Below are 13,510 nucleotides of genomic sequence, written 5' to 3' on the forward strand. Positions count from 1 at the left end.
ATGAGGTCGCATGAAACGGTTTCAAGGGGGTGAGGCAATTTTTTTAATCGCGACGATCGTTTTCACGGTCAACGATTTCGCCTTCAATGACATGGGGTTCCGACGACTGATTGGCCGAAGTATCGCGCCCGGGCTGGGTGTAGGTATCCCCGCGGCGGTCGCGTTCGGGATGATAACGGTGCACGTTGACCTTGCTGCGCATGAAACGGCCCAGAAGTGCGCTGCGAGAAAACGGCATCAGACAGAACATGGCAAGCACATCGGTCAGGATGCCCGGCATGACAAGCAGTACGCCTGCCATGATCAGCGCGGCGCCGCGCTTGAGTTCCGAACTGGCTTCGCCACCGGTGGCCATTTTCTGCTGGGCCTGACGAAACGAGTCGACGCCTTCACGGCGTATCAGATGTATGCCAAAGGCGGCCGCCAGCACAATGACCAGCAATACCCAGGCACCGATCAGCTTGCCCAGTACAAAAATCGAGATCAGATCCAGCAGTAGAAAAAAGCCGATGGGTAACAGCAGGGGCATGATGTCTTTGCACTCTCGCGTTCTATGTGTTCACAAAAAAGGCCGTTATCACTCGAATTGCCCGGTTGGGAAGGGTCGAAGACGGCAGCTGTCGTTAGCACAGGATACTGGCATGTCAGATGCAAGAGGTATATGCCCGGATGATGACAGGAGACAAAAGTCGAGCGGGAGGTCGGCAGAATCAGAAGGGAGGGGAAAGGCAGGGCGGCAGTCGAAGACCTGCCGCCCATCGGTCGGTCAGAGCTCGATGCTATCGCGCAGCTGCTCGACGGTGGCACTGCCGATACCACTGACGCGGCTCAGATCATCGGCACTTTCATAGGCACCGTGGGCTTCGCGGTCGGCAATGATGGCCTCGGCCTTTTTCTCGCCGATGCCCGGCAAGGCGGTCAGTTCGGCGGCGGTGGCGGTATTGATATTGACGCTTTGCGGCGCGGCCATCAGCGGTGCAGAAAGGGAGAGGGCAGCGGTGGTCAAAAGCATTGCGATCAGTTTACGAGACATGCCGGTTCCTTGTAGTAAAAAATGGCCTTCAAGATATCGGCAGAGGATTACTCTTATTTAGTTTGTTTTTATATATTGGTTCTGATGTGTTGATGCCTCGTAACTATCCCGCTCATGGAATATAGCCCTTATACTGATGGCACGAACCATAGGAGCCTGCATGTCTTCCCCTCTGATCATCGCCCTCGATCATGCCAGTCTGGACGCGGCACTGCCGCTGGTGGACCAGCTGGATCCGCAACGCTGTCGGCTCAAGGTGGGCAAGGAGCTTTTTGTCCGCAGCGGCCCGCAGACGTTGAAAACGCTACATCAGCGCGGTTTCGATGTCTTTTTGGATCTCAAGTTTCACGACATTCCGAACACGGTGGCGGCTGCCGTTCATGCTGCCGCCGATCATGGTGTCTGGATGGTCAACGTTCACGCCTCGGGCGGTCGGCAGATGATGCAGGCAGCACGCGATGTGCTCGTTAAAAACGGGCTCGGCACGCATCTGATCGCTGTAACGGTACTGACCAGCATGGATGATGACACCCTGGCTGAAACCGGCGTGATGCGTACGACCGGCGACCAGGCGCTGCATCTGGCAGGGCTTGCCCGGGATAGCGGCATGGATGGCGTAGTGTGCTCGGCGCTTGAGGCCGGCGATGTGGCCGCACGGTGTGGTGATAACTTTCTGCGGGTCACGCCCGGCATTCGGCCGGCGTTTGCTCAGCGAGATGATCAGAGTCGGATCATGACCCCGCTTGAGGCGATTGAGGCCGGTAGTACGCATCTGGTGATTGGCCGACCTGTAACACGCGCCAGTGATCCAATGGCGGCGCTTGTAGCCATCGAGCAGGAGCTTTCGGTCCTAGAGAGGTGACGGCGCAACCGGCAGGACAGCGGCGTTATTCGCCTTCCAGACCCGTAATCGGCTTGATGGTGCCCCACTGGCGACAGCTGGGGCAGTGCCAGTAAAGCCTTTCGCCCTGAAAGCCGCAGCTCTTGCAGCGATAGCGCGCGCGCTCGGCCATGAGCTGCTCGGTATGGCGCTTGAGCAGGCGCAGATGTTCAAGCTCATGCTCGGGAACCTCCTTGAGATAGAGGTCCATCAGGTAGTCGATGCCGCGCAGGCTCGGATGGCGCTGTAGCTGTTCGCTGACCAGCCGGGTGGCATGTTCGATGCCGTCACGGGTGCGCAATCGTTCGGCCAGCAGCAAAACGAAGGAGACATAAGGCGCCTTTTCCACCTGATCATGCAGAAAGTCGATCAGGCCTGCTTCGTCATCGAGCAGATCAAAGGCGCGCTGAATGGGTGCTAATGTGATCGGCACCATGTCGCTGTCCTGATCGCGGATACGGCGCAGGGCGCGGATTTCGTTACGATAGCTGCCAGCACGATGCTCAATGTCGGCATAAAGCCAGTTGGCACGAACGCAGCTCGAATCAATGGAAAGTGCCTGCTTGAGATGTCGACGCGCGGGTCCGGGGCTGCCTTCTTCGATGTTTTGTTCGGCCAGTTCGCAGTGCCAGTGGGCGGCCGCCCTGCGAAGTGATTCATCCTGTCGCACCAGCTGTGGCAGCGCCACGTCGATCGCCGCCTGCCAGTCCTTTTCCCGCTCGTAGAGATCCACCATCAGACGTTTGGCAGCTGTCGCGGTGTGTTCATTTTCACATTGACGCACCAGCCCCTCGAGCAGCCGCTCGACGCGATCAAGAACGCCCAGACGCATAAAGTCGCGGGCCAGCTCGAGCTGCACCTGCTCGCTCTGTTCCGAGGTCAGTACGGGGCGTGCCAGCAGGTTCTGATGAATGCGCACGGCGCGGTCGGTTTCACCGCGCATGCGAAAGAGATTGCCCAGTGCGATGTGGGTATCGATGGTGTCGCCGTTGACTTCAAGCGCCTGTACGAAGGTTTCGATGGCGCGGTCGGGCTGCTCGTTGAGCAGAAAGTTCAGCCCGACAAAATAGTCGCGTGACAGATGCTGGCCGGACAGCGCCCGCTGGCGATAGCGGTAGTGCTTTCGCTCCATGCGGCCCAGCCACCAGCCGATGCCGATTGCCGCAACGAGTATAAGGAGCAGCACGGGATCCGGCATTCAGGGAGCTTCCTTGAACTCCTGAACGCGCAGACGATCAAGCTCCTTGCGCTGTTGCTGGTTATCGTGGCGAGTACGCATGAGCGTGGTACGCAGGCGCAGATAAAGTCCTGACATGGCCACCATGCCCAGCAATACGCCGGCCACCAGCGTTGAAAGCAGCCACAGGGACAGTGAAGCAGGCGGTAGTTCCGCCCAGATGACGTCCAGCGGTACGGTCTGCTGGTTGCGCACGGCAAACAGCATGCCTAGAAGCAGAACGATCAGTGTGACAACCGCAAGTACCACGCCCTTGAGCCAGCGCATAGCAGATCCCTGATTTTCCTTGTCCAATTAAAGGCAGTGTAACACCGGCATTGGCATGCAGCGATATTTGCAGTGCTTGTCTACCGCCGTTGTGAGGCAGGAATGCTCATTGGACAGGTGTGACAAGGGAGGGAATCAAAGTCCGTACTCACGACTGGCGTTGACCTGCTCTCGCAGTTCCTTGCCGGGCTTGAAATGGGGCACGTGCTTGCCAGTGAGGCTGACAGGGTCACCGGTTTTTGGGTTGCGCCCGGTTCGCGGCTCACGGTAGTGGAGAGAAAAACTGCCAAACCCGCGTATTTCGACTCGACCACCGCTGGCCAGTGTATCGGTAATGTCGTCAAGAATCAGGCGAACGGCCGACTCCACTTCCTTGACGGAAAGCTCTGACTGTTGCGCAGCAATCTGTTCGATCAATTCGGACTTCGTCATCGGGGGTTCTCCATCCGTCCTGTCGGGACCCTTTTCAGGGCTTTTTGTTTGATTTCAGCATAGCCGCTAATGTGAGATAAAACAACGCACTACAGGCCGCTCCAAATTCATGCCGGGGGTGGCTTTCAAAGTTTCAGACAATCATGGGCGTGACGCGCTGGCTGCGTATAATGGGCAGGCGGCAACCGCCCTCTGACAGGAGATTGATGTGAGCGAACAACAAGCCTTTGATGCCACGGCGCGCAAGCGTCTTTACTGGCATTCCCGTCGTGGCATGTGGGAGCTGGATCTTATGCTGGTACCCTTTATCGAAAATTGTTTCGATGGGCTCAGTGACGAAGACCAGTATGCCTATCAGACGCTGCTGGCCTGCGAGGATCAGGACCTTTTCCTGTGGCTGATGCGCCGTGAACTGCCTGATGATCCGACGCTTGCGCCCATCATTAAAAGGATCGTGGACTATGCCGAAAGCACTCACACCAGTGAGGTTCGTCCGCTCTAGGGTTGCTTTCGGGCTCTATTGTCTGCTTGGCAGCGCCATCGCACTGGCCTGTGCGCTCTGGCTATCGGTGGTCTGGGCGAGCGTGGTGCTTGTTGTACTGGTGATCTGCGGCTGGCATCAGACAGGTGCATTGCCACCTCCGCTGCGCATGACCGGCAGCGGCCAGTGGGAGCAGTATCACCAGGGGCAGTGGCAGGGCGTGACCCTTGAGGGGTCACGAGTCGGACCACTGCTGTGTGAGGTTCGCGTTGATCGCCATCGTTATGCGCTGTGGTTTGACTCGATGCCGCCAGAGCAGTTTCGTCTACTTCGCCGGTCGCTTTTGAGCCCGACCACCGCCGATAAGGCAGGCGAGGGATATCAGGGTTGAGCGCTATCAGGACGTTCATCACTCAGGCGTCGGCCGCCTACCAGATGATGTCGACTGGCGCGCTTTCTCAGCCGCGAGCTGGGAAGGCGCTGAAGGTTGCCCAGATAACCGACCAGAGCGCGGGTCTGACGGGCCAGCTCACGGTTAAGCCAGAGATATCCACTCGGGCTGAACAGGGCACGACCTGATGCAGAGCGCCCAGAAAAGGCGCGATTGACGTAGCGTTGCAGATCAAACGCGGCAACATTCATGTCAATTTGGTGACCGGTGCGCACCTGATGGGCCAGCATCGACAGCGACCGTGCCAGCTGTTGCTGGTCGGTGCGCAATCCTTCCAGACTTTCAATGATGTCGTGACCATTGCGGGTATCCCAATGGGTTTCCAGCAGCAGCTCGACGGTTGAAATCATGCGCCGTTCCAGTGACAACAGGCTGTTGAGCTCACCCCGGCGCAATCTCCCTTCCTTGTGAACGGCGTCGACCAGAGCGCGCTGCTTGATCAGCTGCGTGGTAGTCTTTTTCATCTCCTCCAGAGCCTGATCGTGATCGGCTTCGGTTGCAAGGGTATGGGCGTAATAGAGACTGGCCAGCCGGTCCAGGTTGTCGGCCAGCATGAAGCGGAAAAGATCCGTGGCCTTCTGGGGCAATACAATGATGGTGATCAATATTCCGATGCTGGTGCCCAGTAACACATCAAAGGCGCGCCACAATGCGATGGTCAGATCCTGATTGCCATCGCCGGTCACCATCAGGATGGTGATGCCGAACATCAAAACGCTATAGCCATAGCGTGAGGTAAAGGTGGCGTGCAGGGCCACGGCAATGGCGGCGAGCGTCAGCACCTGAATGGTGCCCGGTGGCGCCGCAGGGATCAGCAGCAGGGCAATGCCCAGCAGTCCACCCAGTGCAGTACCGATCAGGCGCTGACCGCCCTTGTCCAGCACACCACCAACATGCGGCAGATTGCCCATGACCATCAGCGTACTGACCGGTGCCCAGATGCTGTGAGGAATGTCGAAAAGCGAAATAATGAAAAAGGTGACGCTGAGCGCGATGGTGGCACGCAGCGTGTAGAGGTAGTGACGGTAACGGTAATTGAAATAGGGGTCGCGAAAGCGTATGCGTGCCATGGAGCGCCGGACTGAAAGAGAAAGTATCCCTATCTTATCGTCGAAGAATCCGAAAACTCGAGTCATCATCCTGTTTTACAAGTAATCGGGGCGACGTTGCACCGCCCCGATGCGTCTCAAGCTGCGCCGCTGACGCGTTGTTCCATGAGTTCTTCGGCAAAGTGGCAGGCCACCTGCGCGCCTTCAACGTCGCGCAGTTCCGGGCGCTTGTCTGCGCATTCGGGTCTGGCGTGCGGGCAGCGGCGGTGAAAGGCACAGCCCGATGGCGGCGATAGTGGCGAAGGCAGCTCACCGCTGAGCGCAATGCGGTGTCGTCGCTCGTCAGGATTGACTGACGGCGTCGCCGACAGCAGTGCCTGGGTATAGGGGTGGCGCGGCGTCGTAAACAGTGCCTCGCGTGAGCCTACCTCCACCGGCCGACCCAGATACATCACCATGACGTTATCGGCCACGTGGCGAACCACGCTCAGATCATGCGAGATGAACAGATAGGCCAGCCCGAACTCCTGTTGCAGATCGTTGAGCAGGTTAAGCACCTGGGCCTGTACCGAGACATCCAGCGCCGAGACGGGCTCATCCAGCACCAGTACGCGGGGGCGCAGCATCAGAGCGCGCGCCACGGCAATGCGCTGACGCTGTCCGCCCGAGAACATGTGCGGATAGCGGTCATAGTGCTCCGGACGCAATCCGACACGTGCGAGCATGTCACGCGCCATGCGCTGACGCTCCTCGGCCGGTGTCGAGGTATTAATGACCAGAGGTTCTTCGAGAATGGTCCCGATACGTTTGCGCGGATTGAGGGAGCCATAGGGGTTTTGAAAGACCATCTGTACGTCACGACGCAGCGCGGCCAGCGTCTGCGCGTCGGGCCGGGTCGCATCCCGCCCGCCGACCCGAAGCTCTCCCGAGGATGGCGGCTCCACCAGGGTCAGCATGCGAGCCAGCGTTGACTTGCCACAGCCGGATTCCCCCACCACAGCTAGGGTTTCACCACCGTGAAGGGTGAAGCTGACGCCTCGTACGGCATGCAGTTCGGCGCGGCGCAGAAATCCCTGGCGCACCTGATAGGTCTGAACGAGGTCGCGCGCCTCCATCAGGGGCGCGTCGAGCAGGGGGGCATCAGGAATGTCGGGTCGGCTCATGACATGGTCTCCAGATCCTCTTCATTCAGTGGGTGATAGCAGCGCACGTGACGTGTGCCGAGCCCGGTTTCGGCATGTATGGCCTCAAGCGATGGTCGGCTGGCGCGGCAGTCCTTTTGGGCATGGGCGCAGCGGGGGTGAAACAGGCATCCCTGTGGTCGGTCACCGATGCCCGGTACTACCCCGGGAATGGTGGGCAGGCGCGCGGTGCCTGGATGACGCTCCGGCAGGGCGTTGAGCAGCGCGCTGGTATAGGGGTGGCCCGGCTCGCGAAAGACATCGTGACTGGTGCCGGTTTCCATCAACTGACCGGCGTACATGACGGCCACACGTTTGGCGGCGCCGGCCACCACGCCCATGTCGTGAGTGATCAGGATCATCCCCATGCCGCGCTCTTCCTGAAGCCTGAGCAGAAGATCCAGAATCTGCGCCTGGATGGTCACATCGAGCGCTGTGGTCGGTTCGTCGGCAATCAAAAGCCGTGGATTACAGGCAATGGCCATGGCAATCATCACACGCTGATTCATGCCGCCCGACAGCTGGTGCGGATAATCACTCAGCCGCTTGCCCGGCGCAGGAATGCCAACCTGGTCGAGCAGTTCGATGGCGCGTTCACGCCGCTGGCGGCGGCTGCCGCCTTCATGAGCCTTGATGGCTTCCAGCAGTTGAAACCCGATGGTAAAGCTCGGATTGAGACTGGTACTGGGTTCCTGAAAGATCATCGCAATGTCGTTGCCGGTCAGGCGCCGTCGAGCGCGATCGCTCAGGGTCTGCATGTCCTGACCGGCGAAATGAAACCGGCTGGCCTCGACCCGCGCGTTGAAGGGCAAAAGCCCCATCATTGCCAGCATGGTCACACTCTTGCCGGACCCGGATTCTCCAACGATCCCGAGCACTTCGCCTTCTTCCAGCCTGAGACTTAGATCCGATACTGCCGGGAAGGTCCCTTCATCTGTATCGAAGGATACGCTGAGCTGTTCAATGTCCAGAAGCGCCATGGCGCTCTCCTGTTTTGAAATGGTCGATGTTTGTCGTTGTTGTCGTATCGGTGCGCTCTTTGCCGTCATCATCAGCGCTTGAGGCGCGGATCGAGGGCATCGCGCAGGCCATCGCCCATGATGTTGAAGGCCAGTACCGTGATCAGCACCGCAAGCCCCGGGAAGGTCACCACCCACCAGGCCTGTAGAACATACTGGCGAGCATCAGCCAGCATGCTGCCCCATTCCGGCGTTGGTGGCTGGGCGCCCAGACCCAGAAAGCCCAGTGCGGCGGCATCGAGTACGGCATTGGAAAAGCTGAGCGTGGCCTGCACGATCAGCGGGGCTAGGCAATTGGGCAGGATGGTAATGAACATCAGTCGGAACATGCCGGCCCCGGCCAGTCTTGATGCCATGACGTATTCACGCTCGCGCTCGGTGATGACCGAGCTGCGCGTCAGGCGCACGTAGTGGGGCAGATAGACCACCGCAATCGCCAGCATGGCGTTAAAAAGTCCCGGCCCGAGTACAGCCACGACGACGACGGCCAGCAGAAGGCTTGGAATCGACAGCATGATGTCCATCAATCGCATGATGACAGTGTCGACCCAGCCGCGCAGAAAGCCGGCCAGAAGGCCGAGCAGCACGCCGATGCCCAGCGACAGCGAGACCACGATGACGCCGATGGTCATGGAGAGTCTGGCGCCATGGATCAGGCGGCTGAGGATGTCGCGGCCCAGATCGTCGGTGCCCAGTACAAAGCGCAGGGAGCCGCCGTCCTGCCAGAAGGGCGGGGTCAGAACGCTGTCACGAAACTGCGCAACCGGCGAATAGGGCGCGACCACGTTGGCCAGGCAGGCAATCACGATGATCAGCGCAATAATGATCATGCCGACCAGTGCGGCACGGTTGCGGCGGAAACTGCGCCAGACGTCACGCAGCGGGGACGGACGCTTTGGTGTGCGCTCCGCCTGTGTGTCCTCGTCGATCTCCGGCACGGCGGCCGGCGGCTGAGGGGTAACCTGTGTCATGTGTGGCCTCCGGGCTCAGCGACTGTTGCGAATGCGGGGGTTGATCAGCCCGTAGAGCAGATCAACGATCAGATTGACCACCATGACAATCAGGGCGATCAGCAAGATGCCGCCCTGAAGGGAGGGATAGTCGCGCCGTCCGACGGCATCGATCAGCCATTTGCCGATCCCGGGCCAGGAAAAGATGGTTTCGGTCAGGATGGCGCCGGAAAAGAGCAACCCGATCTGTAGCCCGATGACCGTGGTGACCGGAATCATGGCATTGCGCAGCGCGTGGATGGCGATGATCCGCCAGGGAGAAAGTCCCTTGGCCCGAGCGGTGCGGATATAGTCCTCGCCCAGCACTTCAAGAATCGAGGAGCGGGTCATGCGGGCAATCACGGCCAGCGGGATGGTGGCCAGCACGATGGTAGGGAGAATCAGGTGCCGCAGAGCATCAACGAAGGCCCCGGGTTCGCCGGAGAGCAGAGTATCGATCAGCATGAAACCGGTGGGAGTTTCGATCCAGTAGTTCGAGGAGAGTCTTCCCGAGACCGGCGTCCAGCCCAGAATCCCTGAAAAAAGAATGATCAGAAGCAGGCCCCACCAGAAAATCGGCATCGAGTAGCCGGTCAGCGAGGTGCCCATGACGGTGTGGTCGATGATCGAACCACGCTTGATGCCGGCAATGACGCCCAGTGGAATGCCAAGGGCTACGGCCAGCAGCATGGCGCAAAAACCAAGCTCGAGCGTGGCCGGGAACAGCGACAGGAACTCATCGAGGACCGGATTGCTGCTGATCAAAGAGTGTCCCAGATCGCCCTGGGCCAGATTGCCCAGAAAGCTCAGGTACTGTTCCCACAGTGGGCGATCAAGGCCCAGCTCGGCCATGACCTGAGCATGGCGCTCGGGTGAAATGCCGCGCTCGCCGGCCATGATGGCCACCGGGTCGCCGGGAATGAGATGCACCAGTGTGAAGGTCACCAGCGTGATACCGATCAGCGTCGGGATCAGCATTAAAAGTTTGCGAAAGACAAAGCTCAACATAGGGGTTTCCGCCACCGCGAACGTGTGATCCGTGCCTGCCGGCAGTACGTCGACATGGCCTGTCGGCCAGAGCGTATTGATCAGCAGGAATAGGCAGACAATGAAACCAGGCGGTGTGATCTTCGCGCCGGAGTCATGCCTGAAGAGCGAGATACGGTCTAGCCGGGATCGGAACGATATGCAGGGCCGGCCTGGCAAGTGGCGCGAAGGGTGAGACGAGCCTTGTAGAGACGGCGAGTCGAGAGGGTCGTGGTCATGGTGATGTATTCCTGCTTGTTATTGTTGCTGCAGCGTGGATGCCTTGTAGGCTGCGATGCAGTAAGGGGTAGACCCTAGGGGATTGCGCTGATCCTGTCCATGCCCGTAACGGCGCATGGACAGGCAATCCGATTTCGTCAATCGAGTCCTTTCAGCAGGCGTGCCAGTCAAGTCCGGCACTGCTCAGTCTTGCCTTCCGGCCGACCGGCCACGCCTGATTGTGCACGCCATGGCCGAAAGGCAGCTGGTGATGGAGCGCAATATCGTGCGGGGCCAGCCACTCCTGCACCATTGCCTCGACACTGCTGTCACCGGTATCACAGTCCGTGAAACTGCCCAGACAGACGGCGCTCAACCGGGACGGCTCAAGGCTGTCCAGCAGCTGGCACAGGCTGCGCTCCAGACGGTAAAGCCTTTCCCCCACGTCCTCCAGCATCAGGATTGCGCTCTCTGGCATGTGCAGTGCACCGGATGTACCGGCGACGCTGGCAAGTGTGGTGAGATTGCCACCAATGAGCGTGCCTGACACCTCAGCTTCAGGGCCTGCCACGTGTGTGGCGCTCATGTGACCACGGCAGCCATCGAGTACCGATGCGATGCTGGCCATGGACTCGGCCCGTGCCTTGTGCGCCGGCCCCTGGGCCTGTTCAAGCAGGGCCAGTTCGGTGGCCACCGGTGCATGAAGGGCCCGGCGCCCTCGGGCGTGGAAGGCACTCAGCAACACACTGATGTCGGAATAGCCCACCAGCGGCACGTCCGGGAGCCTGTCCCAGTCAATATGATCGATCAACTGGGCGCAGCCATAGCCCCCACGCAGACACCACACCGCGGCCGCGTTCGGCAGATGAAAGGCAGCATGAAAATCCGCCAGACGCTGCTCGACGGTGCCGGCCAGATAGCGATGTCGCGCCCGGGCGTTGGGCATGAGATGTGGGCTATAGCCCATTTGCCTGAGCAGCGTGCAGGTAGTTTCGATGCGCTCGGGTAAAACGGCGCCGGCGGGAGCAATGAGCGCCACGGTCCGCGGGCCACCGCCCAGTGGACGCAGCCTGGAGAGTTCAGTAGTCGTTCGTGTCATGGGCACCTGTCTGCAAGGCATGAAAAACCCCGCTCGTCAGAGCGGGGTCATATCCTACGTCAGAGGGCCTATTCCTTGATATCTACCCCATAGAAGATGTGGGAGCCGGTGGGCTGTACCTGATAGCCGGTGACGTTGCTGCGGACCGGATCGTAGACGATCGAGTGGGCAATCGGCAGCCAGGGCAGCTGGTCACGGAAGATCTCCTGTGCCTGTACATAGAGTTCTGCACGCTTCTCCTGATCGGTCTCGGTAGCCGCCTGACGGATGATGTCGTCGTACTCCGGATTACACCACTTGGCGTAGTTGGAGCCATCGCGTGCGGCGTTACACGACAGCAGCGTATTGAGGAAGTTGTCCGGATCGCCGTTGTCACCGGTCCAGCCAAACAGGCCGGTCAGGGCCTCGCCCTCAGAGGCGCGACGCAGATACTCGCCCCACTCGTAGGAGACGATTTCGGCGTCAACGCCCACCTTGCGCCAGTCTGACTGAATGATTTCAGCCATGCGCCGCGCGTTGGGGTTATAGGGACGCTGTACCGGCATGGCCCAAAGCTGGGTCTTCAGGTTCTCAACGCCGGCTTCCTTGAGCAGTTTTTTGGCCTGCTCGGGGTCATAGGGGATTTCCTTGACGTTCTCGTCATAGCCCCAGAGCGTTGGCGGAATCGGGTTTTTAGCCTTTTCGCCGGCGCCCTGATATACCGACTCGATGATGGCATCACGGTCCACGGCCATCGACAGTGCGCGACGCACCTTCGGATCATCGAAGGGCGGCTTTTCGGTCTGGAAGGAGAGATAGCCCACGTTCAGCCCTTCAGCCGATTCCAGATTGATGTTGGGGTCGTTGCGCATGGCCTCCAGGTCGGCCGGATTGGGGAAGACCATGACCTGGCATTCGTTGGCCTGAAGCTTCTGGAAGCGCACCGAGGCATCAGGCGTGATGGAAAAGACCAGCCGGTCGAGCGGTGATTTACCGTCCCAATAGTCCGGGTGTGCCAGGTAACGGATATAGGCATCACGCTGGAAGCCGGCGAACTGGAAGGGCCCGGTCCCCAGCGGTTGCTGATTCATGCGCTCCGGGTGGCCTTCCTTCATCAGCTTGTCGGCGTATTCGGCAGACAGGATCGAGGCAAAATCCATGGCCATATCGGAGAGAAACGGCGCCGAGGCGCGGCTCAGGTGAAAGCGCACGGTATGCTCATCAACCTTTTCGACACTGTCGATCAGATCCGGCATGCCCATGCCTTCGAAATATTCATAACCGCTGCCGACCCCGTGCCAGGGATGATCGTCTTCCAGCTGGCGATTGAACGAATAGAGCACGTCATCAGCGTTGAATTCACGTGAGGGCGTGAAGTAGTCGGTGGTCTGGAACCTGACGCCCGGGCGCAGGTGGAAGGTATAGGTCTTGCCGTCATCGGAGACCTCCCATGATTCGGCCAGCGCCGGCTTGATTTCGGTTGTGCCTGACTTGAACTCGACCAGTCGGTTGTAAATGGTGCGCGAGGAAGCATCGAAGGTCGTCCCGGCAGTGTAGTGCTGCGGGTTAAAGCCTTCCGGGCTGGCTTCGGAGCAATATACGAGGGTCTTGGCATGGGCAGTACCGGTGGCTGCCAGCAGCAGGCCACCTGCCAGCATCAGCCGGCGGGGAGTTGTCTGGGTCATGAGCACGTCTTTTGTATATTGTTGGTGTGACCGGCCGGGTAGGCCGGCTGTCGCCACGCGACCGACGATGGATCGGCCTCGTGGATGTAACGTCATGACACAACGTCACGCACTGAAACTATGTCGGGGTCGGGCAGGCTGTCAATTGCAGTAAAGACTTATGTGGGGCGATCCGGGTCAGAAATATCAATGTTTTTTCAGAAAACATGGTCTGTCGAGGCATCTTGAAAAGCAGGCGGGTGCAGGGGCCGCTATGCACAGCCCCTGGATACAAGCCCATCGTATAGCAACGGGCGGAGTTCAAAGGATAAATCGAGAGGGATTTGTCACGGTTTAAAAAAATCAAGAATGAAATGCTTGCTTAAGCTATCGCCATTTTAAACGTTGTACCCTGTCTGAACTGTTTCTGAAGATGCATCAGCTCTGCAGTTGAAAAACATAAAAAGGTGCGTCGATGTCACAGGGGTGAGTCTGGAAATACTG

General features: G+C 59.3%; 15 protein-coding genes. 3 read left to right on the forward strand and 12 right to left on the reverse strand.

From position 1 onward, the window contains the following. Positions 1 to 43: 43 nt before the first annotated feature. Together B9G99_RS10495 and B9G99_RS10500 are read right to left on the reverse strand one after the other, a co-directional pair. On the reverse strand, positions 44 to 529 hold the full coding sequence (locus B9G99_RS10495) for an FxsA family protein (protein WP_086622110.1): 486 nt from the start codon (positions 527 to 529) through the stop codon (positions 44 to 46). A gap of 237 nt (positions 530 to 766) precedes the next feature. Continuing rightward, positions 767 to 1,033 carry a ComEA family DNA-binding protein gene (locus B9G99_RS10500; RefSeq protein WP_086622111.1) on the reverse strand — a complete coding sequence of 89 codons (267 nt, stop codon included), beginning with the start codon at positions 1,031 to 1,033 and terminating at the stop codon, positions 767 to 769. A gap of 160 nt (positions 1,034 to 1,193) precedes the next feature. Here B9G99_RS10500 and pyrF point away from each other — a divergent pair, with 160 nt between their 5' ends. Continuing rightward, positions 1,194 to 1,895 (forward strand): orotidine-5'-phosphate decarboxylase, encoded by a 702-nt coding sequence (gene pyrF, locus B9G99_RS10505; protein ID WP_086622112.1) that lies wholly within the window; start codon positions 1,194 to 1,196, stop codon positions 1,893 to 1,895. A 25-nt stretch (positions 1,896 to 1,920) separates the two neighbouring features. On the opposite strand, the gene lapB is transcribed toward pyrF, so the two are convergent. From lapB to B9G99_RS10520, 3 genes are all read right to left on the reverse strand, one after another. Further along, positions 1,921 to 3,111, reverse strand: a complete 1,191-nt coding sequence (gene lapB / locus B9G99_RS10510; RefSeq protein ID WP_086622113.1) for a lipopolysaccharide assembly protein LapB — start codon at positions 3,109 to 3,111, stop codon at positions 1,921 to 1,923. Beyond that, positions 3,112 to 3,417 carry a lipopolysaccharide assembly protein LapA domain-containing protein gene (locus B9G99_RS10515; protein ID WP_086622114.1) on the reverse strand — a complete coding sequence of 102 codons (306 nt, stop codon included), beginning with the start codon at positions 3,415 to 3,417 and terminating at the stop codon, positions 3,112 to 3,114. Positions 3,418 to 3,552: 135 nt separating this feature from the next. After that, entirely contained in the window at positions 3,553 to 3,849 is a 297-nt protein-coding gene (locus tag B9G99_RS10520) for an integration host factor subunit beta (protein WP_086622115.1), read from the reverse strand. Between the two features lie 208 nt (positions 3,850 to 4,057). On the opposite strand from B9G99_RS10520, the gene B9G99_RS10525 reads away from it, so the two are divergent. Together B9G99_RS10525 and B9G99_RS10530 are read left to right on the forward strand one after the other, a co-directional pair. Continuing rightward, positions 4,058 to 4,351, forward strand: a complete 294-nt coding sequence (locus B9G99_RS10525) for an FAD assembly factor SdhE (RefSeq protein ID WP_086622116.1) — start codon at positions 4,058 to 4,060, stop codon at positions 4,349 to 4,351. Then, positions 4,311 to 4,721: a hypothetical protein gene (locus tag B9G99_RS10530; RefSeq protein WP_148663944.1), complete on the forward strand. Its 411-nt coding sequence runs from the start codon at positions 4,311 to 4,313 to the stop codon at positions 4,719 to 4,721. Before B9G99_RS10525 ends, B9G99_RS10530 begins: the two co-directional genes overlap by 41 nt. Here the strand turns inward: B9G99_RS10530 and B9G99_RS10535 are convergent. The 7 genes from B9G99_RS10535 to B9G99_RS10565 form a co-directional block, all read right to left on the reverse strand. After that, positions 4,712 to 5,851 carry an FUSC family protein gene (locus B9G99_RS10535; protein ID WP_086622118.1) on the reverse strand — a complete coding sequence of 380 codons (1,140 nt, stop codon included), beginning with the start codon at positions 5,849 to 5,851 and terminating at the stop codon, positions 4,712 to 4,714. The two genes, B9G99_RS10530 and B9G99_RS10535, sit on opposite strands and share 10 nt — an antisense overlap. A 116-nt stretch (positions 5,852 to 5,967) precedes the next feature. Beyond that, entirely contained in the window at positions 5,968 to 6,993 is a 1,026-nt protein-coding gene (locus B9G99_RS10540) for a dipeptide ABC transporter ATP-binding protein (RefSeq protein ID WP_086622119.1), read from the reverse strand. Next, positions 6,990 to 7,991, reverse strand: coding sequence for an ABC transporter ATP-binding protein (locus B9G99_RS10545; protein ID WP_086622120.1), 1,002 nt, complete (start codon positions 7,989 to 7,991; stop codon positions 6,990 to 6,992). The genes B9G99_RS10540 and B9G99_RS10545 overlap by 4 nt, the downstream gene beginning before the upstream one ends. A 71-nt stretch (positions 7,992 to 8,062) precedes the next feature. Continuing rightward, a complete protein-coding gene (locus B9G99_RS10550) occupies positions 8,063 to 9,001 on the reverse strand; it encodes an ABC transporter permease subunit (protein ID WP_086622121.1) in 939 nt (312 codons plus the stop codon). A gap of 15 nt (positions 9,002 to 9,016) precedes the next feature. Beyond that, a complete protein-coding gene (locus B9G99_RS10555) occupies positions 9,017 to 10,027 on the reverse strand; it encodes an ABC transporter permease subunit (RefSeq protein WP_086622122.1) in 1,011 nt (336 codons plus the stop codon). A 409-nt stretch (positions 10,028 to 10,436) separates the two neighbouring features. Beyond that, positions 10,437 to 11,363, reverse strand: a complete 927-nt coding sequence (locus B9G99_RS10560) for a S66 peptidase family protein (RefSeq protein WP_086622123.1) — start codon at positions 11,361 to 11,363, stop codon at positions 10,437 to 10,439. Between the two features lie 68 nt (positions 11,364 to 11,431). Beyond that, a complete protein-coding gene (locus B9G99_RS10565) occupies positions 11,432 to 13,027 on the reverse strand; it encodes an ABC transporter substrate-binding protein (protein ID WP_115504164.1) in 1,596 nt (531 codons plus the stop codon). Between the last annotated feature and the right edge of the window lie 483 nt (positions 13,028 to 13,510).

The sequence above is a fragment of the Kushneria konosiri genome (genome assembly GCF_002155145.1).
GTDB lineage: Bacteria > Pseudomonadota > Gammaproteobacteria > Pseudomonadales > Halomonadaceae > Kushneria > Kushneria konosiri.